The following is a 24,283-nucleotide window of genomic DNA, read 5'->3' as shown; positions in this document are numbered from 1 at the left end:
GCTGCGCGCTCGCCGAGCGTGGCTCGGCGCTACCGGGTGGGCTGCCCGGCTGAAGGTGACGGGATGCAACGCACGGGTAGCGCCGAGCCGTGCTCGGCGGGGAACAAAAGCACCGCGCTGCGCGCTCGCCGAGCATGGCTCGGCGCTACCGTCTGGGCCGACCGGCTGACGGTGATCGGGATGCAACGCCCGGGTAGCGCCGAGCCGTGCTCGGCGGAGAAACAAAGGCGCCGCGCTGCGCGCTCGCCGAGCGTGGCTCGGCGCTACCGGGTGCAGGCCGTTTCACCGGTAGTGACGGCCGCTGGCCGTCAGACGTGCTCGGGCGTTGCGTAAGCGAAAGCGAGAACCATTCGCATTTGATAGACTGGCGTACGAGGCGTTCGATGCCTTGTCGGACACCGGCCGGTGCCGGCGCACCTGTTGCGAGCCTTGCCCCCATGTTCCACCGCACGTCCTTTCTCAAACGCGCTGTGCTGCTCACCGCGTGCTGCCTATTCGGCCTCGCTGCCGCGATGTCCGTGCAGGCGCAGCAGCGCAATCCCGATCAGATGATGGGCCGGACCGTGCTCGATGCTCCCTCAGCCAGCTACCGTTTCGAACGGTTCGTGGTCCATAGTCCGGACGGGGAGCGCCACTGGCGCGTCAATCTCGCGATCCCGTTGAAGGCCAGTGCGACTCCCGCTCCGGTGCTCTATGCCTTGGATGGCAATGCCGTTGCGATGGTGCTCGACTCGCCGCTGCTGACCGAGCTCGCCGCCAGCAAGGCGCCGCCGGTGCTGGTGCTGGTCGGCTATGACAACGAGCGCCGCATCGATTCGCTGCAGCGCACCCGCGACTACACCGCCTGGATCGACCGCGCCGACGATGAAAACGGCACCGCGCAGGTCGTCGGCGGCGGCGCGTTCGCGTTCCAGGACGTCATCGAGCGCCAGATCAAACCCGAGGTCGCGCGGCGCGCCAACGTGGATGCGCAGCAGCAAGCACTGTGGGGGCATTCGCTGGGCGGGCTGTTCGTGCTCAGCAGCCTGTACACCCGGCCCGCGGCGTTCCAGCAGTACATCGCGGCCAGTCCGTCGTTGTGGTGGAGCCAAGGTGCACCGCTGGGCGACATGGAAACGCAGTTCAGCGAAAACCGCGCCGGCCAGTCCGCCCAGCTGTGGGTGATGCTGGGTGGGGATGAGCGCACCGGCAACCGCGGGGTGCGCGACATGGACAACCCGCGCGTGGTCGCGCACCTGCGCCGTATCGGTGGCGCACCGCCGGATGCCGCGCATGCACTGGCCGGTCGGCTTGCCACGCAACCGGGTCTGGAAGTGCGCTATCGCGAGTTTCCGGGCTTGGGCCACGGGCCGATGTTGCCGGCCTCGTTCAAGGCCGCGCTGTCCGCGCTGTACGGTATCGCCGATCACAGCGGTGACCCCGCACGCCCCTGATTTCCGGCCTGCGGCGACCCCGTCGCAGACCACCCTGCCCAGGCATCCTGCGCATGGCAGGCGAACCGCCCAGGCAATGACACCCTGCGCCCAGACGGCGCACCCCTGCAAGGAGCCTGTCATGACCCTCTGTACTCCGCTTCGCACCAGCATCCTCGCCGCCGGCATCCTGTTCGCCGTCGCTGTATCCGCACAGCCCGTGTTCGATGCACCGGCCAATGGCTTCAAGGGCAAGCTCACCGCCCGCAGTGAAAACCCCGTAGCGGGCGGCAAGGCAGAGATCATCGGCAGCGATTTCGTCCCAGGCCAGCGGGTGGATCTGCTGCGTGGCGACACGGTGCTGACCTCGGTGCCGTTGACGGTGGATGGCAACGGCCAGTTCAAGACCGAGCTGCTCATTCCAGACGACGCCGTGCCGGGCCAGCATCCCCTGGTCGCACGCGCAACGGGTCCGGCGGCCGCGGCGGTCGCCACGCTGCGGGTGTCACCGCAGTTGGCACTGAGCGGGCAGGATCGCTTCAGCTCGGCGTCCAACAAGCTGGTGCAGGGCCTGTACCAGAGCGCGTACAGCGCGGCCAGCAACGCGATCTTCGTGACCTCGGCCGTGGGCCGCCCGCCGGTGACCCAGTCGCAGTTGTTGAAGGTGGATCCGGCTTCACTGAAGTTACTCAACACCATCACCCCGGCGAAGGTGCCCGGCGGCAAAGGGGACAGTGTCTACGCGGTGTACGGCGTCGGCGTGGATGATGCCAACGGCACCGTGTGGGTGACCAACACGCGGCAGGATACGGTCGCCGTGTATCGGCAGGCCGATCTGTCGCTGGTCCGCCAGTTCGATGTCGGCGCGGTGCCGCACGCGCGCGATGTCGTGGTCGATAGCGTGCATGGCAAGGTCTTCGCGTCGGCAACTGGCGAGGACCATCTGTCGGTCTTCGATGCCAGAACGCTCGCGCCGCTGCCCCCCATCACGCTGGCCTCCGGCGAAGACGAGGGCAAGTTCGTGCCGATGAGCCTGGTGCTCGACGAACAAGCCGGCAAGTTGTTCACCGTCAGCATCGGTACCGCCGAAGCAGCGGTGATCGACGTGGCCAGCGGCAAGGTCGACAAGGTGATCGCACTGGGCAATGCGGCCAGTGCGTCCGGCGTGGCCTACGATGCGAAGACAGGGCGTCTGTTCGTCGCTTCGCAGGGCAGTGACAACCTGCTGATCGTCGACGTGGCGGCAGGCAAGGTGCTGCACGATGTCGCCGTGGGTGCCGGCGCCCTCAACGTCGCCTTCGATCCGGTGTCCGCGCTGGCCTACGTCAGCAATCGCGGTGCGGGGACGGTGACGGTGGTGGATGTCGATGGAAAGGTAGTCGGCAATCTCGATGGCGGCACCTTCCCCAACCACGTGCGTGCCGACGGGAAGGGAAATGTCTTCGCCGTGAACAAATCCAAGGGCGCCGACGATCCGAACGGTGACCGGATCACCCGCATCGCGCTGCGCCAACCGTAACCTGCACTCGTATCGACGGGGCGGCCACGTGTCGCCCCGTCCAGGAGCCCCTGCATGAACCATCCGATCACCCGATCCGCTTCGACGCTGGCCATGGCGATGGCAGTCGCCCTTGCCGTGAGTGGCTGCAGCGGAAGTGGCGAGCCGGCGAAGGCCGACGTCGCCGTACAGGCGGCTGCAACGCCTTCCGCCGCGCCGGAAAAGCAGGCGGACCCTTCCGCCGTGCTGCCGCGCGGCTGGCAACGGATCGGCGGCGAGCGCGTCCCGTCGGTGGCGGCGGGCGAGGCGACGTTGCCGGCCCGGGTCCGGTCCGACGACGGTGTGGAGGTGGAGGTCGACGATGCCAGCCGCATCATCGCGGGCGGCGATGACATCATCGCGGTGATCGAGGCATTGGGGCAGGGCGCGCAGATATTCGCCGCACCGACCAACGCGACGACCGATGCGGGCCGGTCCGCGCCCCATCGCTTCCTGTTCAATCGCACTACGGGCGTGGAAGGCGTGCTCAGCCTCGGCGGGTCACTGTTCCTGGGCAACAGCCTGCGCCGTCATGGCGATCTGGCGGACAAGCTGCGTGCGGTGGGGCAGGATGCGGTGATCATCGACGATCTGCAGCCGGCGCCTGACAAGGTGCGCAAGGTGGCCGCCGCGGTGGGGCGCGCCGAGGCCGGTACAGTGCTGGCGCGTGCGGTGGAAGAACAGCTGAAAGAAGCCGCCGCGATCGCCGCGGCCAGCACGCGTCGGCCCCGGGTCATCCACGTATCGGCTACCGGCGCTGGCGGCAATCCGACCGTGGCCGGTGCAGACAGTGCCTCCGGCACGCTCATCGCGTTGGCGGGCGGCCTGAACATCGGGACCGAAGCGGGTGTGGCCAATTTTTCCGCGCTGAGCAACGAAGGTGTCCTGGCGTCTGCGCCGGAGGTGATTCTGGTCACCGCGCATGACCTGCAGTTGTTCGGCGGTGCCGACGGTCTGTGGAAGGCCTATCCCACGCTCAAGCAGACGCCGGCCGGGCAGGCCGGACGCGTGTGGGTGATGCCGGACCTGCAGTTGAAGTACACCAGCGTGGGCTCGGGGGCAGGCGCGCTGGTGCTGGCGCGGGCACTGGCGGCGCTTCCGCCGGCATGACCGTGATGTCGTTCCAGCTGCCGCCGGACCGGCGACGCCGACGTGGCCAGCTGATGCTTGTGGTGGTGTTCATCGCCCTGCTGGCGGCGGTGCTGGCGTCCTTCGCTGTCGGGCCGTTGCGCCTGCCGCCGATGGAGGTCCTGCAGGCGCTGGGGGTGAAGCTGGGTCTGGTGGATGCCGCACAGGTAAGCGCGCGCGATGTGGCCGTGGTGTGGCAACTGCGGATCCCGCGCGTGCTGCTGGGTGCCATCGTGGGGGCGTCGCTGGCGATGGCCGGTGCCAGCCTGCAGGGCTTGTTCGGCAATCCGCTGGCCGATCCGGGGATCGTCGGTGTCAGCCAGGGCGCGGCCCTGGGCGCGGTCGCGGCCATCGTGCTCGGCGCGGCCAGCGTGGGCGGATGGGTGATCCCACTGGCTGCGTTCACGGGGGGCGCGGTGGCGATCAGCATCACGTACCTGCTTGCCCGGCCCGGCCGGGGTGACGGCAATGCGACCCTGCTGTTGGTCGGTATCGCGATGGCAGCGTTCTGCTCGGCGTTGATCGGCTTCTTCACGTATATCGCCAGCGAGGCGCAACTGCAGTCGCTGGTGTTCTGGCAGCTGGGTTCGCTGGCCAGCGCGGACTGGGCCGATGTGGCAGCGGTGGTGCCGCTGTTCGCCATCGGAGTGGTGTGCCTGCTGCGGCTTGCCACGCCATTGGACATGCTGGCGCTGGGGGAGCGACAGGCGCAGCATCTGGGTCTGGATGTGGCGCGGACGCGTCGCCGGCTGGTGGCGTTCAGTGCGCTGCTGGTCGGTGCCGCCGTCGCGTTCGCCGGCTCGGTCGGCTTCGTCGGCCTGATTGTTCCGCACGTGGCACGGCTGCTGGTGGGGCCGGGACATCGCTGGATGCTGCCACTGTCCGGCGTGCTGGGTGCATTGCTGATCGTGGTGGCCGACACCATCGCGCGGACGTTGGATCCGCCATCTGAAATTCCACTTGGCCTGTTCTCCGCTGCGTTGGGGGCGCCGTTTTTCCTGTGGCTGGTGATGCAGCGGCGCAGCAAGGGAGGCGTATGAGCGTGCTGTTGACCCTTCGCAACGTGGGCGTCGTGCGCCAGCAGCGGGCCATCCTCGCGGCGGTCGACCTGGGGTTCATGGCCGGCACCGTCACGGCGCTGGTCGGGCCGAACGGGGCAGGGAAGTCCACCCTGCTCGGCGTGGCATGCGGCGACCTGCAGGCCGATTCGGGCGAGGTATTGCTGCATGGCAGGCCGCTGCAGGCGATGCAGGCCGGCGCGCTGGCGCGCGAGCGTGCGGTGATGCCACAGGAGCATGCCGTGCGCTTTGCCTTCAGCGTGGAAGAGGTCGTGGCGATGGGGCGCCTGCCGCATCCGCCCGAGCCTGCTCACGATGCACGCCAGGTAGAGGCTGCACTGGATGCGGCCGAGCTGCAGCCGCTCCGCCAGCGCGAGGTGCAGCAGCTCTCCGGCGGGGAGTCCGCACGCACGACGTTCGCGCGCGTGCTGGCTCAGGCCACGCCGGTGCTGTTCCTCGATGAGCCGACGGCCGCGCTCGACCTTCGCCATCAGGAGCGCACGCTGCGAACCGTCCGCGGCCTGGCCGATGCCGGGGCGTGCGTGATCGTGGTCCTGCATGACCTCAATCTGGCCGCAGGCTATGCCGATCGCATCGTGCTGCTGGAGCAGGGGCGCGTGGCGGCGGATGGGCCGCCTGCCGATGTGCTGACCGAATCCACGTTGCGCCGCGTGTACCAGCAGGACGTGCTGGTGCTGCAACACCCACGGCGGCCGGTGCCGCTGGTCGTGGTGGTGTAGCCAGATCGATCGAATGCCCTGTAATCCGTTGCAGTGTTCTGCTGGTGCATTCAATCAGCGCTTGTTTCCAGCGCGAACAAGCGCACACTAGCGCCTCTCTTCCATTTCATTCGCTGGCCCGTCCAATGAACGCTGTTCCGCTGCTGACGTTTCACCTGCTGCTCCGCGCCTGCGCGGAACGGGGGCGTCTGCCCGGTGGACTGCAAGGCCGCTGACCGCATACCGGTCGCCCTTGGACCCCCAGCAGAGCGCCCAACCGGGCGCTTTTTTTGTTTTCAACCGCCGCACCCACGAAGGAGAACGTGCCATGCACCAGATCGCCGAGACCGAACGCTAGCCGCGTGTCCTGCCGCCAACCGGGACACGCGGTTCCTTGTGGTTGGCATCAGCAGGAGCTCCACCATGAACACCCACACCCTTTCGCTGCGCCGCAACCTGGGCATCATCGCGCACATCGACGCGGGCAAGACCACGCTCACCGAACGCCTGTTGTGGAAAACCGGGCAGATCCACCGCGTCGGCGAAGTCCACGACGGGGCGGCCACCACCGATTTTTCGGCGATCGAGCGCGAGCGCGGCATCACCATCGGCGCGGCCGCCGTGCAGGCGCACTGGGCGCCGCGCGATCTGCCGGCACATCGCCTGACCTTGATCGACACCCCCGGACACATCGATTTCGCCATCGAAGTGGAGCGCTCATTGCGCGTGCTCGACGGTGCGGTCGCCGTGTTCTCGGCCGTCGACGGTGTGCAGCCGCAGTCTGAAACCGTATGGCGGCAGGCGCGTCGGCATGGCGTGCCGCTGCTCGCGTTCGTCAACAAGATGGACCGAGTCGGCGCGTCCTTTGATCGCGTGGTGCAGCAGCTCGCCGAGCGCCTGCACGCACGTCCGTTGCCCCTGGGCATCCCGGTCGGCACTGAAGGCGACTTCGCTGGCTGGGTCGATCTGGTGGATCGCCAGCTGCTGCACTGGGACGCTGCAGGAACCTTGCAGCGGCGACCCTGGACGGACGTGGAGGCCGTGGCGTGGCGGGCAGCGCGCGATGCGTTGGTCGAGGCCGTCGCGGAGCTCGATGACGGCGTGGCCGATGCGTGGCTGGAGGGCGCTGCGGTGGACGATGCAGCGCTGCGCGCGGCGCTGCGACGGATCACCGTACGCGGCGCTGGGGTGCCGGTGCTCGCCGGTGCTGCGTTCAAGGGCAAGGGCATCGAGTCGCTGCTGGATGCGGTAGTGGATTACCTGCCTTCGCCGTTGGACCGGCCTGCGGTGACTGCCCGCCAGGGCGAATCGGTGGTGGACGTGCTACCCGACGCGCAGGCGCCGCTGGCCGCGCTGCTGTTCAAGGTCACGCATCCGCAGCAGGGCGCGCTGGCGTTCGTGCGCGTGTACGCCGGCACGCTGCGGGTGGGCGACCGTGTCGCCAGCTCCCGCGTCGGTTCACGACGTGTAGGGCGGCTGGTGCGGGTGCAGGCTGACCAGCTGCACGACATCGACCATGCGCAGGCCGGCGATATCGTCGCGGTGATGGGCTGGAAGGACGCCAGCAGCGGCGAGACGTTGTCGGCGGTGGAGCAGCCGCTGGTGCTGGAAGCCATCCAGACACAGCCGGCGGTGCTGGCATGGCGGCTGGAAGCGGTGCAGGCCAGTGACTTGCTGCGCATCAGCCAAGGGCTGGCCAGCTTGGCCCAGGAAGATCCGTCGTTCCGCGTGGAAACCGATCAGGACAGCGGTGAAACGCGGGTATGGGGCATGGGCGAGTTGCACCTGGAGGTGATGATCGAACGCCTGCGCAGCGAGTGGAAGGTGGACGTGCGGGTGGGCCAGCCCCGGGTGGCCTACCTGGAAAAGCCGGCCGCCGAGGTGCTGGGCATGGTGGGCCGTGTGGTCAAGCAGAGTGGGGGGCAGGGCCAGTTTGCCCACGTGGTGCTGGACCTGCGTCCCCGCGACGACGATGCCGTGGTGTTCATCGACCGCGTGGTCGGCGGCGCGATACCGCGTGGCTTCATCCGGGCAGTGGAGCAGGGCGTGCGCGTGGCGCTGGAAAGCGGGCCACAGGGTCACCCGGTGGTGGGGGTGGACGTCGTGTTGCTTGACGGCCAGACCCATGCGAAGGACTCGTCCGAGCAGGCGTTCCATCGCGCTGGCGCAGAGGCGGTGAAGTCCGCCCTGTTGCAGGCCGGCACGCAACTGCTGGAGCCGCTGATGGCGCTTGAGGTGCTGGCACCTGCCACGACGGTCGGCGACGTGGTCGGTGACCTGCAGCGGCGCCACGGCCGGGTGCAGGCGATCGACGAGCAGGACGGTCGATCGCAGGTCAGCGGATTGGCCCCGCTGGCCCGACTGGCGGGCTACAGCAACGCGTTGCGCTCGCTCAGCCAGGGGCGCGCCAGCAGCACGATGCAGCTGCATGGCTACGCGCCGGCAGCATGAGGAAAGGAACTGAGGGGCGGCCACGGCCGCCCCTTTTTTTTGTGCCCGGGGGTAGCGCCGACCCAGGGTCGGCGAGCGCACAGCGCGGCACGCATTGGCCATCGCCGGGGCGCTGCAGTGGTAGCGCCGACCCATGGTCGGCGAGCGCGCAGCGCGGCCTGTGTCCGATATCGCGGCGCCGGAACGAAAGGCCGCCGAGCACGGCTCGGCGCTACCGGGTAGCTACAGCGCGGTGCTGCATCGGTAGCGCCGACCCATGGTCGGCGAGCGCGCAGCGCGGCCTGTGTCCGACATCGCGGGGCCGGAACGAACAACCGGCTTCTGCTGTTACCAACCCAGACGTGCGGTCGCCATCACCGTGCGGCCGCTGCCGTAATAACACGATGACACCGTGGTGCAGGTAGAAACGTAGCGGCGATCCGCCAGGTTGCTCAGGTTCAACGCCAGCTGCAGATCGCTGGTGCCGATGCGGCCCACGTCGTAGCGGATGGCCGCGTCGAACAGGGTGTAACCGGGAATGCGGTACAGGTTCGCGCTGTCACCGTAGCTGCGCCCGTTGTAGCGTGTGCCCGCGGCAAGGCTGAGGCCATCCAGCGCGCCGCCACGGAACGTGTAGTCCGCCCAGAACGAGGCGGTGTAGTCCGGCACCATGATCAGCTGTTTGCCTTGGTACTGGTCGGAGCGGGTCATCTCCGAATCCATCCACGTAGCGGCGCCGATCAGGCTGAAGCCTTCGAAGGGCGTCACGCGTCCCTCCAGTTCCACGCCACGCACCCGCCCCTCACCGTCCTGGATCGAACAGCGCGCATTGGCGGTGGCGCCACAGGTGTTGTGGCTCGGGTCCGGATCCTGGGTGAGCAGGTTCTGCTGGCGCAGGTCGAACGCAGACAGCGTGACCAGGCCATCGATCGCAGCGGGCTGGTACTTCATGCCCGCCTCCCACTGGGTGCCCGTCACCGGATCGAATGCAGTCCCGGCGAAGTTGTTCAGCGGGCTGGTGGAGGAGGGCTGGAATGATTCGGCATAGCTGACATACGGCGTCAGCCCGTTGTCGAACACGTACAGCAGGCCCGCGCGGCCGGTGAATGCTTCATTCTTGATCACGCTGCGCGGTTGCGTGACCGTTGCGCCGGTGACCGGATTGCGTGTCGCGCTCGATGCGTCGTCCTTGGTCCAGTCGTAGCGCCCTCCCAGCGTTAACCGCCAGTTGCCCAGCGCAAGCTGGTCCTGCAGGTAGACACCACTCTGCCGATTGCTGCCCTCGGTGGGACTGAGTGAGGTGACCTGCGGCACGTAGCCGGTGTAGACCGGGTTGAAGATGTCGATCGGGCGCGGACTGCTCATCGCGCCGCGCACGCCCTCCCAGTCCGCACGCTGCCAGTCCCAGCCCAGCAGCGCGACATGGTCGACGTTGCCCGTCGTGAAGCGCGCCTGCAGGCGCGTATCGAAGGTGTCCCCATCGGAATCGCCGGTGCCGTAGGTGGCGCGTCGTGCCTGCGTGCGGCCGTCGGCGTTGAGTGCGCCATTGGTCACTACGCCGCGATAAAGGGAATCCACGTGCGTGCGGCGCGCGCTCTGGCTGAAGGTCACCTGGTCATTGAAGGCGTGCTCGAACATCCAGCCTGCTGTCCACAGGGTGCGGTTGAAGGTGTTCCAGTCCGGTTCGCCGATGAAGGTCGTGTTCTTCATGTGCCCCTGCGACGTGGCGCGCAGCGTGCCGTCCATCGGCAGGAACTGGTAGGTCGACCCGCCGTCGTCCTTCTGATACATGCCCAGCAAAGTGATGCGCGTGCGCTCGGCCATCTGCCAGGTGTAGCTCGGCGCCAGGAACCAATGCTGCTGCTCGGTGTACTTGATCTGCGTGTCGCCGTCGCGATACAGGCCGACCAGGCGCACCAGGTGCGCATCATCGTCGGTGCCGGTGCCCACATCGAACGCTGCACTGTACTGACCGTGCGCATCCAGCCCCAGTCGCAGTTGCTGACGTTGGTCCGGCTGCGGCGTCTTGCTGACCTGGTTGACCATGCCGCCGGGTGCGACCTGGCCGTACATCACCGCAGACGGTCCCTTCAGCACTTCCACGCGCTCCAGGTTCCAACTGTCGAACATGCTGCGGTTCCACTGGCTGCCCTGCGGTGCACGCATCCCGTCCAGGGTCACGTTGTTCGCCCAGCTACCCGCATCGAAGCCACGGATGCGGAAATCGTCGACGCGGTTGTCGATGCCCGAGCTCTCAAGGCTGACGCCGGCCACGTAGCGCATGGCATCGTTGAGCGACTGCACCCCGCGCGCATCCAGCTCGGCGCGTTCGATCACCGACACGGACTGCGGTGTTTCGGCAACCGACGTGCTGGTTTTCGTGGCACTGCTGACACTGTTCGCCGCGCGGTACGCGTTGACACGGACTGCATCCAGCTCGGTAGCGCTGCCGTGCTGCGCGTGGACAGCGGGTGCGAACGCGGCGAGCGCGCAGGCGAGGGCGAGCGGGTGGCATGAAAGAGAGGAGAGCGGGGCGCGTGCGGTCTGGGTCATGGGCGTGCGTGTGCCGGCCGGCGCCGCACGGATCAGGCAGATCCAGGTGCGCGGGGCCCTGCGGTTGATGAAGGTGACAGCCAGCGTAACGCCACCGAGCCAGAGATGCAATCAAGAAGCATTCGCATCAATAACAGCTGGCGATGGGTGACGTATGTGGAGGCGATTGAAAAACAGTCGCGAGACGCCTGAAATCAAGCGGATTCGTGACGAAAAAGCTGGATTAAAGTGATGCCTCACGATAAAGTGCGCGGCCGTTTCATCTGTCCCCCCGCATGCGCGACGATAAAGACCCCGGCACCTTTGAACTGTCCCTGCCGCGCAAACGGGGCAGGCCGCCGAAATTCGGGTATGCGATGAGCGATGCGCAGCGCGCGGCGCGCTACCGCGCACGTCGGGCGGGCCAGGCCAATCATGCCGACGTGCGCAAGTGCAGTGACATGGTGCTGCTGGACAAGATCCGCTCGTCCATCCGCGGCAAGGATGCCGAGCTCACCGGCTTCCTCGTGCACGTGTTGTGGCAGCGTTATCCGCTGCAGCTGAAATGAGTCATTCGTGACGGGGTGGTGATTGCAACACGGCTTGTTGATAATGCGGGATTGAAGTTCCACCCGCATGCGCGCCCGGGATGGCTGGCGCGACGAGTAGAGATGGCATTCCACGATGACGACCGGCAACGACACCCCGCCCGCAGAAGGCAGCAACATCCTGTTCTACAGCCGCCCGGTGCCGCTGCAGTCCGATATCCACGGTGACCTGCGCATCCTGCCGGGCAAGCTGGATTTTGCGGCGAAGAGCAATGCGATCCCGCTGATCGTCGGCGAGTTCTCGCTGGCGCTGCATCACTTCCCGATCCTGTTCGCTGGCCCCGGCGCGGTGCCGATGGCCGCCACGGGTGTCACGGAAACCAACCTCTTCATCACCGATGGCAAGTGGGAGCCGGATACCTACGTGCCCGCTTACGTGCGCCGTCATCCCTTCATCTTCATCGACACCGACGGCAGCCAGAACTTCGTGCTCGGTGTGGACGAAGACAGTGATCGCCTGGTCAAGGGCGGCACGGAAGGCGAAGCGCTGTTCGTTGACGGCAAGCCGAGCGAACTGTTGCAGCAGGCGATGGAATTCTGTGGCCGTTTCACGGGCGAGCATGATCGCACCCAGGCGTTTTCCAAGGCGCTGATCGAACACGACCTGCTGGCCGTGCGCAATGCGAATGTGCGCCTGCCGAACGGCCGCGAGCTGACCCTGCAGGGCTTCAGTGTGGTGGACGTGGAAAAGCTGCAGGCGCTGCCCGATGCAGTGGTGCTGGAATGGCACCGCAATGGCTGGCTGGGCCTGGTGCACCAGCACCTGATGTCGCTGTCCCGTTTTGCTGACCTGACGCGTTTGCAGGCACAGCGCGACGCGTGATCGCGGGACGGCGCGGGCGTCCCGATGGACGGGGCGCCCGGATTGTAATGCTCCCGGGCGTCCACGGTGCTGCTGATGCGTGGGTGGGATACATGCGGCGCGGCGCGGCGCTGTTCTGCTCCTGGTAGAGCCGACTTCAGTCGGCTGGTGTCCGTAAGCCGACTAAAGTCGGCTCTACCACACGGCTCTACCGCTCGGCTTTGCCGCGCTTGCGGGGCGGGCGCTTGGTGGCTGCTGCGTTGGCCGGTGGCAAGCGTTCCAGCCAGGCCAGCGTGTCGGCGTGGGCGATGAAGTGACGCAGGTACGCTGGCGACAGCGCGTGCATCGTGTCCAGCATCCGGTGCACCAGGACGGCCGAATTGAGCGGGCCGCCTTCGGCGGGGGTCTGCTGCAAGGCGATGCGCAGGCGGCTGTCGGCGTGCAGTTGTTGCCAGGCATCGCGCAGCGGCTGCAAGGCAGGCAGGTGCGGATAGTGCGCGGCGGACGCTGACGCTTCGTCCAGCCGCCTGACCAGGCCCGCCAATCCCTGCACGTCCTGCTCAGTGGCCATCGGTGGGCGCCTTCGCGCCGGGTCGCGGCATTGGTGCGATTTCCACCCGGCGATTGCGTGCGCGGCCGGCTTCGTCCGCATTGGAGCTGACCGGCTGCTCGGCGCCGAAGGCCGCGGCGAACACCGCAGATGCGGGCAGGCCTTCGGCGATCAGCGTCCGGGTAACCGTAAGCGAGCGCTGCGCCGACAGCTCCCAGTTGTCGGCGAACTGGCGGTTGTGGGCGTGGACCGGCTGGTCATCGGTGAAGCCGCTGACCATCAGGATGTCCTGGCGCTGCGCCAGCCAGCCTTTCAGCGGTCCGGCCAGGCTGCGCAGTACCTCGCGCCCTTCGGGCTGCAACTGATCGGAGTTCAGTGCGAACAGAACATTCCCGCTGATGCCGATGCGCCCATCCACCAGCGTCACCCGCCCGCCCGCCAAGGGGCCGGCCAGCGCCTGCTCCAGCGTCTGCTCGGCGGCTTCGCGCTGCTTTACCTCTGCGTCCAACCGGCTGGTGAGTTCCAGTTGCATCGCGACCACGCCGACCAGGATCAGGACGAACGCGCCCAGCAGCACCGACATCAGGTCGCCGAACGCCGCCCAGATGGGGGTGCTGCTTTCGTCTTCCAGTTCGTCATGCAGGCTCATGCCGAACCTGCTGCGCCACGTGCATCGCCCAGCTGGCGAAGCTCCTCGGTGATCTGCTTCTGCGACAACAGGCTGAGGTCAACGACTTCACGTGCCTGCGCCACGTAGTAAGCCAGTTGCTCATCGCTGCGCGCCAGCGAGGCATCCAGCGCACCGGCGAGCTGCTGCAGGTGGGCGGACAGTGATGTGCTGCTGTCGGCAAACGTGGTCACCGCGCCTTCCAGCCCGCTGGCCAGCGTGCGGGTGCCGGTGGCGGCATCGTTGACGCCGGTGATCACGGCCTGCAGGGTCTGCGCTTGTGCGTCGACCTGTTCGGCAAAGTGCTCGCCGGTGCGCTGCATCAGCCCCTGTGCGTTGGTGATCAGGTCATCAACGGCACCGCGCTGGGCCAGCGAGGCAGACTGGATCGACTCCATCAACGTGCCCAGCGTGCCCAGCAACTGCGCGCGCTCTTCCAGCAGGGCGGTGTCGCGCACCAGGCTGTCGGACAGGCGCTGGCGCAGCTCGGCAACCACGTCGGCGGCGGCACGCGGCGCCTCGCTTGCCGTTTCCAGCAGGCGCGCAATCTCCGTGATGGTCGCGCTGGATTGTGCGCGCGCTTCTTCGCTGATCCCGCGCGCGGCCGCTTCAAGGGTGGCGATGATCTGCTGTTGCTGCTGGCGCGCCTGCTCGCTGCTGTGTTCCCACCGCAGGGCAGTCTGTTCGGTGATCGTGGCGAAGGCCTCCGACCACTGTGTCAGCCGGGCGGCGTCGCCTTCGCCAGCGCGCTCGATCAGTGCTTCCTGGCGCTGCTGCAGGTCGGTCAGCGTGTCGCGGACCAGGTGCTGCTGGGCAAGCAGGGACGCCTGTGCGGATTGACTCGCGTGTTCTGTCAATGCCGCGAGCGCCTGTTGCTGGCGCTCCGCCAGCGCCGACCATTCGCTGCCCAGCCGTTGCTGCTGCTCGCGCTGGCGCGCATCGATCTGCTGCAGCAGCTCCTCGTTGCGCTGCTGCTGCCGCTCGATCACTTCGTCATGCGACCCGCGCAGCGCATCAAGCAGCGCCCGGCTGGACTGCTGCTGGCCCTGCAGCGCGCTGTCCACGCGACGATCCGCTTCGGTGGATACGCGGTCGATGGCGGCCTGCACGCCGTCCAGTTGCTGCTGTACGGCGGAGGTCACGCTTGCCTGTGTACGCGTAGCGGTATCTTCCAGGCTGCCCAGCGTTTCCTGCAGCAGGGGCTGCAGGGCGCTGCCGATGGCTTCACTGCCGCGGGTCACGGCACGCTCAAGCGACGTACTCAGCGCATCGGCCAGTTGCACCTGCGCCTCGGTGTTGCGGGTCAGGAACGCCTCCTGGCGCGCGGCAAGCTGATCGTGGCTGGCCGCGCCTGCCTGCTGCATGCCGTCCACGACGGACTGGATCTGCTGGGTCAGCTGCTGCTGTGTCTGCTCGTGGCGGATCAGGAACGCGTCCTGCCGCGCATCCAACTGCGCGTGACTGGCCTGGTTCGCCTGCTGCACGCTCTCTACCAGTGCGTGCATCTGCTGCACGAGGGTGGGCAGCAGGTCGGATTGACCCTGCAGCAGGCGCAGGCTTTCATTGCGCTGCCATGCCTGTCCGTGGGCCTGCAGGTCGCTGCCGATTCGCAGGTCCAGCGCCTGCACGGCTGCGTGGCGTTCGCGGCGCAGCAGTGCCGACAGCAGGCCGAGCATGGCCGATGCCGCGACGCCGGCGATCGAGGTGCCGAACGCCACAGCAAGTCCTTCGACCGGCGAGGCCAGCGAGCCGCGGATGGCCGCAAGATCGGTCGCGCTCTGCAGCGCCACACCGGTGCCGCGCAGGGTCGCCATCATGCCCAGCAGCGTGCCGAGCATGCCCAGCAGCACCAGCAGGCCGACCAGGTAGGGCGTCAGCGCCGGGCCGGGCAGGGCAGCGCGGCTTCCTTCGATACGCAGTCGGGCGCCGGTGCGAAGCCCCTCCGGCAAGCGCAGCAGCCAGCTGCCGAGGTCATCGCGTGCACTGCCTGCGTCGGCCACGGCGGTGGCAAGCGCTCGGGTGGCGCGATGGAACTGCAGCAGCTCCATCGCGCCCACGCAGTAGCAGCCTGCAATGAGGAAGGCGACTGCCGCGCCCACGGCGTGGTGGCCGATATAGCCGATGCCGATCCACAGGGCGGCGCTCAGGCCGAGGACGAAGATGATCAGGTGCAAAGCGTTACGCAGCATGGGGTCCTGCTCGGTGCGGATGAAGGGCCGCAAGCAGCCCCTCGATCGGGTGGAAGCGGAGGTCGAGCTCGGCCAGCAGCAGTTCGCGCACATCGTCGCGTAGTGCCGCCGGCCAGGGCGCGGAAGGAGGGGAGGCCGTGCCGGGTGCCGTGTCGTCACCGGTTTCCGGATCGGCGGGTGCCAGGGTGGCCTTGGCATGGGCGGCCAGGCGCGCACCGAGCGCGTCCAGCAAGCGGAACTCACGCGGCGCCAGTGCCTGTTCCATCACCGCATCGATCTCGGCCAGGCGCGCGCACTGGGCGTCCCCTTGCGCCAGTAGATCGCGCAGTCGGCCGCGCAGGCGGCCGGTGCTCGTGAGCTGCCCGCGCTGCAGTGTGGCGTGCCGGCGTTGCAGTTCCGCCGCGTCGAGTGAATCGTCGAGCGCTTCGACCAGCGCGTGTATTGCGTCGCGGTGGGCGCTGTGCGCACGCGCACACTCCTCTTCGACGGCTTCACGCGTCAGTGTCGCGGCGACGTCTGGAGCCGGTGGCAGTGCGCCGTCCAGCGCGCGCGCCAGGGCGACCGCGCGGTTCCAATCGACCCAGTTGCCCAGCGCGGCGGGCAGGGCGGGGCTGTCGGAGGAGAGCGGCGGGTGGCCGAAGCGGGCCAGGGTGCGGATCAGGGGAGGCCCTGCGACGGGCGGCCGGTGTGACGGTTTCGCCATGTTCGGAAGGGCCAAAAGACGCGATTTTACACGCTTGCGTTCCTTGTCGCCTGACTGGTGCGGCAGGACGCTGATGGCGGCAGCAGCGGGTGGCGTTCACCAACTATACCGGACGTCCGGTATAGTTTGATCATTCCTCGTTTCGTGTCGCCCTCATGACCCTCCTTTCTCCTGCCCGCCGTTGGAGTCTGCTGTTCACCGTGGCGGCCGGCCTGTTGCTGGTCACCTTGGACAACTCCGTGCTCTATACGGCGCTGCCCACGCTGGCCAGCGAACTGGATGCCAGCGACAGCCAGCAGCTCTGGATCATCAACGCCTACCCGCTGGTGATGGCCGGCCTGTTGCTCGGTGCCGGCACGCTGGGTGACCGTATCGGACATCGCCGCATGTTCCTGGCCGGGCTGGTCGCCTTCGGCGTGGCCTCGCTGGGGGCGGCGTTCTCGCAGACCGCGGGCCAGCTGATCGGTGCGCGCGCCGCGTTGGCGGTGGGGGCTGCGGCGATGATGCCGGCGACGCTTGCGTTGATCGGCCTCACCTTCCACGAAGAGCGCGAGCGCAACATCGCCATCGCGATCTGGGGCTCGGTCGCGATCATCGGCGCAGCCCTTGGGCCGATCATCGGCGGTCTGCTGCTGCAGCACTTCTGGTGGGGTTCGGTGTTTCTCATCAACGTGCCGGTGGTGGTGCTGGCGATCATCGCCACCCTGGTGCTCGCGCCAAAGGGCGTGCCCGATGCCAGTCGCACGTGGGACGTCGCCTCGTCGTTGCTCGCGCTGGTCGCGCTGTCCGGGCTCGTGCTGGCCATCAAGTCCTGGATCGCGGTGCCGCCCGCCTGGGTCACCGGCGCGATCGCGCTGCTGGTGGCGGTGATCGCAGGTGCTGCCTTCGTGCGCCGTCAACAGACCTTGCCGTATCCGCTGCTCGATTTTGCGATCTTCCGTAACCGCGCCTTCCTGTCGGGCACGCTGGCGGCCGTGTTTACCTTGTTCGCGTTGGCCGGCCTGCAGTTGGTGACCACGCAGCGCTTCCAGCTCATCGCTGGATTCAGTCCCCTGCAGGCGGGCCTGTTGGTATCGGTCGCGGCATTGGGCAGCCTGCCCAGCGCCCTGCTGGGCGGCAGCATCCTGCATCGGGTGGGCCTGCGACCGTTGATCAGCGGCGGCCTCGCCTGTGGTGCCGTGGGCGTGGCGGTGATCGTGTTCGGCTTCCCGCACGGACTGGGCTGGGTCATTGGCGGGATGGCGCTCACCGGGATCGGAATGGGCGCCACGATCTCGGTTGCCTCCACCGCCATCATCGGCAACGCGCCGTCTCACCGCGCCGGCATGGCGTCCTCGGTGGAAGAAGTGGCGTACGAGTTCGGCGGCCTGCTTGCCGTGGCGATACTCGGCAGCCTGGGTGCCGCACTGTATACGGCCTTTCTGCCGATGGATGCGTCGTTGCCGGCTGCCGCGCGCGATGGCATCAGCCACGCCCTGCAGGCGGCAGGCAACACCGCACCGGCGTGGCTGGACGATGTGCGCGTGGCCTACGACCGCGGCTACCAGACGGTGCTGGGCGTGATCGCACTGGTGCTGGCGGCGGGCGCGATCCTCACCGGCGTGCTGCTGCGCCGCGCGCCGACGGTGGCCGAAGCGCGCAACCATCCCGTACATTGAGCCGATGAGAGCCAGCAACAAAACCCGCATCCTCGACGCCGCTGTCCGCGTGATCAACCGCGAGGGCGTGCGCGCGGTGACCTTCGAATCGGTATCCAGCGAGGCGGGGCTTACCCGCGGTGGACTGCTGTATCACTTCCCCTCGCGCGAGGCATTGCTGCGCGGCATCGATGCGCATCTGGTGCAGGCCTGGGAAGCTTCCATGGAGGCGCTCGCGGGCAAGCCCACCGCGCAGACCACCGCCGTGGAGCGCTACGAAGCCTACATGCGGGTGTCGGCGCAGAGCGCTACCCGGGCCGAGCTGTTGTTCATGCTGGAATCGATGGATCCGGAGACCGGCAGCGCGCCGTGGAACGAGGCCATGCTGCGATGGGCACCGTCGCCGCCCGCAGCGGGCACTGTCGCGCCTTCGGCATGGGATCCCTTCATTGCACGCCTCGCTGCCGATGGCCTGTGGATCTACGAGGCCATGTACAACGGCACCCTCGATGCAGCCGAGCGCGCGATCATCGTAGCGAGGCTGGCGCAACTGCTGAAACCGGAACCGGCGAGCTGACCCGGCGCGAGGAGAAGCCCAGCGGCCTGCGTCTCATGACAGTAATGTTATGTAATATCATATCGTGATAGGCTGCGCGGCCTGCTTTCAAAGGGACTGCCTGTGCCTGCCGATACGCCTGTTGTCGAGATCCGCGACCTTTCCATTTCCTTTGCCGGCAAGTCGGTGCTGTCCGGCCTCGACCTGACGGTTGATCGCGGGCATATCTATGCATTGCTGGGGGGCAACGGGGCCGGAAAATCCAGCACGCTGTCGGCGCTGCTCGGTTTCGTGCGGCCCACCGCAGGGGATGTGCGGGTGGCAGGCCTGACGCCATGGGCCGATCCGGAGCGCGCCCGTGCACAGCTGGCCTATTTGCCGGAGAACGTGGCGTTGTACGACCACCTCACGGCGGTGGAGAACGTCGACTACCTGCTTTCGCTCAGTGGTCGCCGCCAGCCTGCAAGCGCAATCGCCGACGCACTGCGTGCGGCGGGCCTGCAGGAAGCCGCGTGGTCGCAACGTCTTTCCGGCTTCTCGAAAGGCATGCGGCAGAAAGTGGCCATCGCGCTGGCGCTGATGCGGGAGGTGCCTCTGTTGCTGCTGGACGAGCCGACGTCCGGCCTGGATCCCGGCGCGAGTGCGGATTTCCACGCGCTGCTGCAACCGGTCCGGGCACGTGGGACCGCGGTGCTGATGGTGACCCACGATCTGCTGGGGGCGGTGGAGATCGCCGATCGCATCGGCGTGCTGGACCATGGCCGCATCGTGTATGAAGCCGAGCGCAGGGATTTTGACCTGCGCACGCTGCATGCGCACTTCGTGGGCCGGGAACGCGCCGCATGAGCGCACTGCTCTCGGTGATGCGCAACGAACTGCGCGCCTTGGTCAGCAGGCAGCGCACGGCGCTGGCCGGCATTGTGCTGATGGTCGCGTTGACCGTCACCGCGACGGTCGTGTCGCTCCACCATGTGGCGGCAGCGGCCGAGCACCGCACTCGCCAGCAGGCGGAGGCGCAGGCCGCGTTCGATGCGCAGCCGGACCGGCATCCGCATCGTGTCGTTCACTACGGTCACTTCGTCTACCGGCTGCCGTCTGCGCTGGCCGCCTTTGATCCCGGCGTCGACCCCTTCACCGGCAGCAGCATGTTCCTCGAAGGCCATCGGCAGAACACGGCCAACTTCGGTGATGTCATGCAGAGCTCGATCCTGACCCGCTTCGGACAGCTCACCCCGGCCTTCGTGCTGCAGATCCTGGCGCCGCTGGTGCTCATCTTCCTCGGCCACGGCCTGCTGGCGCAGGAGCGCGAGCGCGGGACACTGCGCCAGCTGATGCTGCAGGGGGCAAGCCGCCGCGCGATTGTCGGTGGCAAGTTGTTGGCCTTGCTGATCATCGCGGCGGCGTTCCTGTTGCCCGCCGCGCTGGGCCTGGGGTGGCTGGCCGTGGGTGCGCCAGCGTCGGCGCTCGTGGCACTGGGGGTGCTGGCGGGATACACGCTCTATCTCGCGGCATGGTGCCTCGTGATCACCGCCGTATCGGCGCTGCTGCCGCGTCGACGCGATGCCTTGCTGGGCATGATCGGTGGCTGGGCCGTGGTGGCACTACTGGTGCCGCGCATCGCACCGGACGTGGCCTATACGGCCTTCGCGCTGCCCGACCGGCTGCAGACCGAGGTCGGCATCGCGCGCGACCTGCGCGCCATGGGCGACAGCCATGATCCAGCAGATCCGTACTTCGCCGGCTTTCGCCAGCGTGTGCTGGACCAATATGGGGTGGAGCGGATAGAGGATCTGCCCGTCAACTACAAAGGGTTGCTGGCGATGGAAGGGGAGCGGCTGACCTCGACGCTGTTCAATCGGTACGCCGAGCACAGCGCCCACATCCAGCACGAGCAGAATGCCCTGGTCAGCCGCTTCGCGCTGTTGAGCCCGGTCATCGCCATCCGACAGCTGTCGATGGCCGCAGCGGCCACCGATCTGCGCGCCCATCTGCGCTTCATGGACCAGGCCGAGCAGCATCGCTATGGACTGGTGCAGCAGCTCAACCAGATGCAGGCGGATGCGGTGTCCTATGCGGACGACACCGCCAGCGACGCCGGAGCGGACCAGCGCAAGCGCGTTGATCGCGCACAGTGGCAGGAAATCCCCACGTTCCATTACACGCCGCAGCCGCCCGACGGCGTGTTGCGATCCCTGCTGTGGCCGCTGCTCAGCCTGCTTGGCTGGGCGCTGGCCGGTGCGCTGCTGATGGGTGGGTCCATCCAGCGGCTGGGAGGTATGCGATGAGCCTCTGGCGGTATGAGCTGCGCATGATGCTGCGCTCGCGGGTTGCCGCTGCCGCGCTGGTGCTGCTCAGCCTGCTTGCGCTGGCCAGCCTGGTGGCGGGCGTGCAACGCATGGACAGCCAACGCGAGGCGATCGCACGCATCAGTGCCCTCCACGCGGAGGATCTGGCCGCGGTGTCCGCCGGGCACGGCGATTCCACCGATGCCGGGCGTGCGGCGTACTACAGCTTCCATCCCACGTGGAATCCGCCGTCGCCACTGGCCTTCGCCGCGGTAGGTATGCGCGATGTGGCGCCCTACATCCTGCGCGTGCGGGCCCTCGGCCTGGAGGCGCAGATCCACGATGGCGATACGTTCAATCCAGAGCTTGCACTGGCCGGTCGCTTCGACTTCGCCTTCCTGTTGACCTTCCTGCTGCCGCTGTTCGTGATCGCCCTGATGCACGACATCCGCTCGGCCGAAACCGAGACCGGTCGCGAACGCATGCTGCGCAGCCTGCCACTGCGGATGGGCCGGCTTAACGCGCGCCGTGCGACGGTGCGGATGGCGGCGCTGTGGATCTGCGCAGGGTTGCCTTTCCTGATCGTGGCACTGCAGCAGCAGGTGGCGGCCAGCCAGATACTGGCCGTGCTGGGCCTGACGGCGGGCTACCTGCTGTTCTGGGCGGTACTGTGCCTGCTGGTGGCGTGGCGCGGCTGGAACTCCGGGGTCAATGCGGCAACCTTGGCCTCGCTGTGGGTGGTGGTCGCGCTGGTCGGGCCTGCCTTGGCGAACGTGGGCATCGAGCGGGCCATTCCGGTGGAGCAGGGTGCCGGCATCGCCCGCGCGCAGCGCGAGGCGGTCAATGGCGCGTGGGATATTCCGCGCGAGGACACCATGCGTCGCTTCTACGCGGCGTATCCCGAATGGCGCGACTCGCCGCCATTGGGTGCCGACTTTCATTACAAGTGGTATCTGGCGTTCCACCAGAACGGCGACGATGCGGTGGCACACCTGGTTGCCGGTTACCGGCAGGGCATCGAGCAGCGGACCGCCGCGGCGTCCGCTTTAGGGTGGCTGTTGCCGCCGGTGGGGCTGCAGGTGGCCTTGACCCGCATGGCCGGCACGGACATGCAGGCGCACCTCGCCTACCAGGATCGCGTGCGCGATTACCACGCACAGCTGCGTCGCTATTTCTACGGTTTCCTGTTCACCGATACCCCATTCCACGAGCCGGACTACGACAAGGCGCCGCGCTTCGACGCGGATCGCTGATCGTTCTCCTGCCTGTTCACCCCCTTTCCCTTCACCGATGAGTTGCCCGATGAGTTCCCTGATGAAGATCCACGTCCTGGCCGCCGCGATCACCGCGGTGGTGTGCACGCCGGACGCGCACGCGCAATCTGCTGGCTCCGCCCTGACCCTGGGCAAGGTCGATGTCCACCAACACGGCGAAGCGCAGCTGACGGCGCACCAGGTGCTGACCTCGGTTGACGTGCTGGGCGCTGACCAGATCGAAGACAAGAACGTCCAGCACAGCTGGGAGCTGCTGGGCCAGATGCCCGGGATACAGCTCACCGAGACGCGCCAGGGTGCCGAATCAGGCAAGGTCAGCTTCCGTGCGTTCAACGGCGAGGGCTATCTCAACGCCATCAAAACGCTCATCGACGGCGTGCCGAGCAACGTCAACAGCGGCAACCAGCGCTTCATCGACATGCTGTTTCCCCTTGAGATCAGCTACATCGAAGTCGTCAGGGGGACCAACGATCCGCGCTATGGCCTGCACAACATCGGCGGCAACGTCAATTTCGGCACGCGCCAGGGCGGCAACTACACGGACGGTCGGCTGTCCTATGGCAGCTACAACACCCGCGATGCCCAGCTGGCCGTGGGGCGTGAGTCGAATGGCTTCGCGCAGAACTATTTCATCGGCACGCAGGCCTCGGACGGCTACCGCGACCACGATACCTCGCAGAAGTATTCGCTGGGCGGCAAGTGGTTCTACGGAAGCCTGGATGAGGGCATGCGCATCGGGCTGACGGCCAGGGCCTACCACCACGAGGCGGACGAACCCGGCTTCATGACGGCCGAAGAGCTCAAGGCAGACCGCAGATCCTCGCAGCGACGCAATGCCAACGACGGCGATGACCGTGACATGCGGACGCTCGGTGTGCACGTGGACCTGAAACTCGCGGACGATCTGCTGGCCAGCACGAAGCTGTATTACAACCGGTATGAAGACGACCGCAAGGTGACCTTCAGCGACCTGCCCACCGGCAACGCGCCACGCCAGCGACGTGTATGGGACGAGACACAGGTGGGCATGCTCAGCACGTTGACGTGGCAGGCGCGCAGCAACCTGACCGTGGAAGGTGGCATCAACTACGAGCACCAGGACAACGCCTACCTGCGCCAGCGTTTCAATTACAGCGAGCCCACCGATTTCGACGCCCCGCCGGCACGCGTGCAGAGCGACGACCGGCATACGCTGGACAACTGGGGCGCCTATGTACAGGCCATCTACCAGCCCACCGAGGCTCTGAAGATCGTACCGGCCTTCCGCGTGGACCGCTTCGACGGAAACACGCGCCTGCCGGGCGGCATCACCGGTGAGCTGCAGCGTTACGGCACCATCAACCAGCCCAAACTGAGCGTTGTCTACGCCCTCGGCGCCGACACCAACCTCTACGCCAACTGGGGCCGTACCTTCCAGGTGTTGACCGGACCGACCGCGCCGGCCTACCTGACGCCGGGACAGGCCGCGGTGGAGCCGTCCACCAACACGGGGATGGAGCTGGGTCTGAAGTTCAGCCCCTTCGCCCGCTCGCAGGCCCGCGTGGCGGTGTGGCAGCAGGATGCGGAAAACGAAACGTCCAACATGCCGGCCACGGGCACCACCATCACGCTCGGCAAGACGCAGCGGCGGGGCGTGGATGCGCAGATCAGTGCGCAACTCGCGGATGCGTGGACCGTGTGGGCCTCGCACGCGTACCAGGAAGCAAAGATCAAGCGGGATGGCCGTGGCCCCGCGCTGTCATTGCAGGGGCGCGAGGTGGCAGCGGTTCCGCGTCACATCAGCACCATCGGCATCGATTACCAGGCGACCGAGGCCTTGCAGCTGGGCATGCAGGGGAGGGCGCAGGGCGACTACTACCTCGAAGAGCGCAACGTCGCCGGGAAGTTCGGTGGGTTCGCCGTGCTGGATCTCAGTGCGCGCTATGATATCAATCCGCGATGGAGCGTCGATCTGCAGGTGAAGAACGCCACCGGTCGCGCGTATGCCTACGCGTGGTACGACAGCTTCTTCTGGGAGCAGGCCCAGCCGATGTTCTCGCCGGCTGCGGGGCGATCGGTGTTCGTCGGCCTGAACATGAAGCTCTGAGCGCGGCGCAGGCTGCGCTGTGCACAGCGCGGCTGAAGGGGGTCGGAAGCGCGCGGACAGGATGCGCCGCGCCTTCCGCCGTGCTGACGTATGCTGTGCGCCGCCGCACG

19 protein-coding genes are annotated in these 24,283 nt (G+C 67.4%); 14 read left to right on the top strand and 5 right to left on the bottom strand.

Features of this window, described 5'->3' with window-relative positions:
• Window positions 1–512 precede the first annotated feature (512 nt).
• The 6 genes from ICJ04_RS09655 (at window position 513) to fusA (ending at window position 8,305) form a co-directional block, all read left to right on the top strand.
• Window positions 513–1,433, top strand: a complete 921-nt coding sequence (locus ICJ04_RS09655; protein ID WP_223202844.1) for an alpha/beta hydrolase-fold protein — start codon at window positions 513–515, stop codon at window positions 1,431–1,433.
• A 121-nt stretch (window positions 1,434–1,554) separates the two neighbouring features.
• Complete coding sequence (locus tag ICJ04_RS09650; protein WP_188324067.1) at window positions 1,555–2,931, top strand: ATP-binding protein; 1,377 nt, start codon at window positions 1,555–1,557, stop codon at window positions 2,929–2,931.
• A 54-nt stretch (window positions 2,932–2,985) separates the two neighbouring features.
• Entirely contained in the window at window positions 2,986–4,059 is a 1,074-nt protein-coding gene (locus ICJ04_RS09645; RefSeq protein ID WP_188324066.1) for an ABC transporter substrate-binding protein, read from the top strand.
• Between the two features lie 53 nt (window positions 4,060–4,112).
• Entirely contained in the window at window positions 4,113–5,117 is a 1,005-nt protein-coding gene (locus ICJ04_RS09640; protein ID WP_188327278.1) for an iron ABC transporter permease, read from the top strand.
• A complete protein-coding gene (locus tag ICJ04_RS09635; protein ID WP_188324065.1) occupies window positions 5,114–5,875 on the top strand; it encodes a heme ABC transporter ATP-binding protein in 762 nt (253 codons plus the stop codon). The genes ICJ04_RS09640 and ICJ04_RS09635 overlap by 4 nt, the downstream gene beginning before the upstream one ends.
• 402 nt (window positions 5,876–6,277) lie before the next feature.
• Entirely contained in the window at window positions 6,278–8,305 is a 2,028-nt protein-coding gene (gene fusA, locus ICJ04_RS09630) for an elongation factor G (RefSeq protein ID WP_188324064.1), read from the top strand.
• A 327-nt stretch (window positions 8,306–8,632) separates the two neighbouring features.
• Here the strand turns inward: fusA and ICJ04_RS09625 are convergent, their stop codons facing one another.
• Window positions 8,633–10,837, bottom strand: a complete 2,205-nt coding sequence (locus tag ICJ04_RS09625) for a TonB-dependent siderophore receptor (protein ID WP_188324063.1) — start codon at window positions 10,835–10,837, stop codon at window positions 8,633–8,635.
• 275 nt (window positions 10,838–11,112) lie between these two features.
• On the opposite strand from ICJ04_RS09625, the gene ICJ04_RS09620 reads away from it, so the two are divergent.
• Window positions 11,113–11,385: a hypothetical protein gene (locus ICJ04_RS09620; protein ID WP_188324062.1), complete on the top strand. Its 273-nt coding sequence runs from the start codon at window positions 11,113–11,115 to the stop codon at window positions 11,383–11,385.
• 115 nt (window positions 11,386–11,500) lie between these two features.
• Window positions 11,501–12,247 (top strand): SapC family protein, encoded by a 747-nt coding sequence (locus tag ICJ04_RS09615; RefSeq protein WP_188324061.1) that lies wholly within the window; start codon window positions 11,501–11,503, stop codon window positions 12,245–12,247.
• 187 nt (window positions 12,248–12,434) lie between these two features.
• Here ICJ04_RS09615 and ICJ04_RS09610 read toward each other — a convergent pair whose 3' ends face one another.
• The 4 genes from ICJ04_RS09610 to ICJ04_RS09595 are packed head-to-tail and all read right to left on the bottom strand — an operon-like array spanning window position 12,435 to window position 16,335.
• Complete coding sequence (locus tag ICJ04_RS09610; protein WP_188324060.1) at window positions 12,435–12,797, bottom strand: DUF2894 domain-containing protein; 363 nt, start codon at window positions 12,795–12,797, stop codon at window positions 12,435–12,437.
• Window positions 12,787–13,419: an OmpA family protein gene (locus ICJ04_RS09605; RefSeq protein ID WP_188327277.1), complete on the bottom strand. Its 633-nt coding sequence runs from the start codon at window positions 13,417–13,419 to the stop codon at window positions 12,787–12,789. The genes ICJ04_RS09610 and ICJ04_RS09605 overlap by 11 nt, the downstream gene beginning before the upstream one ends.
• Before the next feature lie 2 nt (window positions 13,420–13,421).
• Window positions 13,422–15,632 carry a hypothetical protein gene (locus ICJ04_RS09600; RefSeq protein ID WP_188324059.1) on the bottom strand — a complete coding sequence of 737 codons (2,211 nt, stop codon included), beginning with the start codon at window positions 15,630–15,632 and terminating at the stop codon, window positions 13,422–13,424.
• The gene (locus tag ICJ04_RS09595) at window positions 15,622–16,335 is read right to left on the bottom strand and encodes a DUF3348 family protein (protein WP_188324058.1); all 714 of its coding nucleotides are present in this window, start codon (window positions 16,333–16,335) and stop codon (window positions 15,622–15,624) included. The genes ICJ04_RS09600 and ICJ04_RS09595 overlap by 11 nt, the downstream gene beginning before the upstream one ends.
• A 155-nt stretch (window positions 16,336–16,490) precedes the next feature.
• Here ICJ04_RS09595 and ICJ04_RS09590 point away from each other — a divergent pair, with 155 nt between their 5' ends.
• The 6 genes from ICJ04_RS09590 (at window position 16,491) to ICJ04_RS09565 (ending at window position 24,173) form a co-directional block, all read left to right on the top strand.
• The gene (locus ICJ04_RS09590; RefSeq protein WP_188324057.1) at window positions 16,491–17,993 is read left to right on the top strand and encodes an MFS transporter; all 1,503 of its coding nucleotides are present in this window, start codon (window positions 16,491–16,493) and stop codon (window positions 17,991–17,993) included.
• 4 nt (window positions 17,994–17,997) lie between these two features.
• The gene (locus tag ICJ04_RS09585; protein WP_188324056.1) at window positions 17,998–18,549 is read left to right on the top strand and encodes a TetR/AcrR family transcriptional regulator; all 552 of its coding nucleotides are present in this window, start codon (window positions 17,998–18,000) and stop codon (window positions 18,547–18,549) included.
• 102 nt (window positions 18,550–18,651) lie between these two features.
• Window positions 18,652–19,374, top strand: coding sequence for an ABC transporter ATP-binding protein (locus tag ICJ04_RS09580; protein ID WP_188324055.1), 723 nt, complete (start codon window positions 18,652–18,654; stop codon window positions 19,372–19,374).
• A complete protein-coding gene (locus ICJ04_RS09575) occupies window positions 19,371–20,813 on the top strand; it encodes a DUF3526 domain-containing protein (protein ID WP_188324054.1) in 1,443 nt (480 codons plus the stop codon). Before ICJ04_RS09580 ends, ICJ04_RS09575 begins: the two co-directional genes overlap by 4 nt.
• Window positions 20,810–22,066: a DUF3526 domain-containing protein gene (locus tag ICJ04_RS09570; RefSeq protein WP_188324053.1), complete on the top strand. Its 1,257-nt coding sequence runs from the start codon at window positions 20,810–20,812 to the stop codon at window positions 22,064–22,066. Before ICJ04_RS09575 ends, ICJ04_RS09570 begins: the two co-directional genes overlap by 4 nt.
• A 61-nt stretch (window positions 22,067–22,127) precedes the next feature.
• On the top strand, window positions 22,128–24,173 hold the full coding sequence (locus ICJ04_RS09565) for a TonB-dependent receptor (RefSeq protein ID WP_188324052.1): 2,046 nt from the start codon (window positions 22,128–22,130) through the stop codon (window positions 24,171–24,173).
• The last annotated feature ends 110 nt before the right edge of the window (window positions 24,174–24,283 follow it).

Source organism: Stenotrophomonas sp. 169 (assembly GCF_014621775.1).
GTDB lineage: Bacteria > Pseudomonadota > Gammaproteobacteria > Xanthomonadales > Xanthomonadaceae > Stenotrophomonas.
This window is presented reverse-complemented; position numbering and strand designations above follow the sequence as displayed.

Coding starts and splice junctions, on each gene's coding strand:
- ICJ04_RS09565 (WP_188324052.1), top strand. CDS start 22,128: ATGAAGATCCACGTCCTGGCCGCCGCGATCACCGCGGTGGTGTGCACG.
- ICJ04_RS09635 (WP_188324065.1), top strand. CDS start 5,114: ATGAGCGTGCTGTTGACCCTTCGCAACGTGGGCGTCGTGCGCCAGCAG.
- ICJ04_RS09575 (WP_188324054.1), top strand. CDS start 19,371: ATGAGCGCACTGCTCTCGGTGATGCGCAACGAACTGCGCGCCTTGGTC.
- ICJ04_RS09625 (WP_188324063.1), bottom strand. CDS start 10,837: ATGACCCAGACCGCACGCGCCCCGCTCTCCTCTCTTTCATGCCACCCG.
- ICJ04_RS09645 (WP_188324066.1), top strand. CDS start 2,986: ATGAACCATCCGATCACCCGATCCGCTTCGACGCTGGCCATGGCGATG.
- ICJ04_RS09655 (WP_223202844.1), top strand. CDS start 513: ATGTCCGTGCAGGCGCAGCAGCGCAATCCCGATCAGATGATGGGCCGG.
- ICJ04_RS09620 (WP_188324062.1), top strand. CDS start 11,113: ATGCGCGACGATAAAGACCCCGGCACCTTTGAACTGTCCCTGCCGCGC.
- ICJ04_RS09640 (WP_188327278.1), top strand. CDS start 4,113: ATGCTTGTGGTGGTGTTCATCGCCCTGCTGGCGGCGGTGCTGGCGTCC.
- ICJ04_RS09615 (WP_188324061.1), top strand. CDS start 11,501: ATGACGACCGGCAACGACACCCCGCCCGCAGAAGGCAGCAACATCCTG.
- ICJ04_RS09610 (WP_188324060.1), bottom strand. CDS start 12,797: ATGGCCACTGAGCAGGACGTGCAGGGATTGGCGGGCCTGGTCAGGCGG.
- ICJ04_RS09585 (WP_188324056.1), top strand. CDS start 17,998: ATGAGAGCCAGCAACAAAACCCGCATCCTCGACGCCGCTGTCCGCGTG.
- ICJ04_RS09590 (WP_188324057.1), top strand. CDS start 16,491: ATGACCCTCCTTTCTCCTGCCCGCCGTTGGAGTCTGCTGTTCACCGTG.
- ICJ04_RS09650 (WP_188324067.1), top strand. CDS start 1,555: ATGACCCTCTGTACTCCGCTTCGCACCAGCATCCTCGCCGCCGGCATC.
- ICJ04_RS09600 (WP_188324059.1), bottom strand. CDS start 15,632: ATGCTGCGTAACGCTTTGCACCTGATCATCTTCGTCCTCGGCCTGAGC.
- fusA (WP_188324064.1), top strand. CDS start 6,278: ATGAACACCCACACCCTTTCGCTGCGCCGCAACCTGGGCATCATCGCG.
- ICJ04_RS09570 (WP_188324053.1), top strand. CDS start 20,810: ATGAGCCTCTGGCGGTATGAGCTGCGCATGATGCTGCGCTCGCGGGTT.
- ICJ04_RS09595 (WP_188324058.1), bottom strand. CDS start 16,335: ATGGCGAAACCGTCACACCGGCCGCCCGTCGCAGGGCCTCCCCTGATC.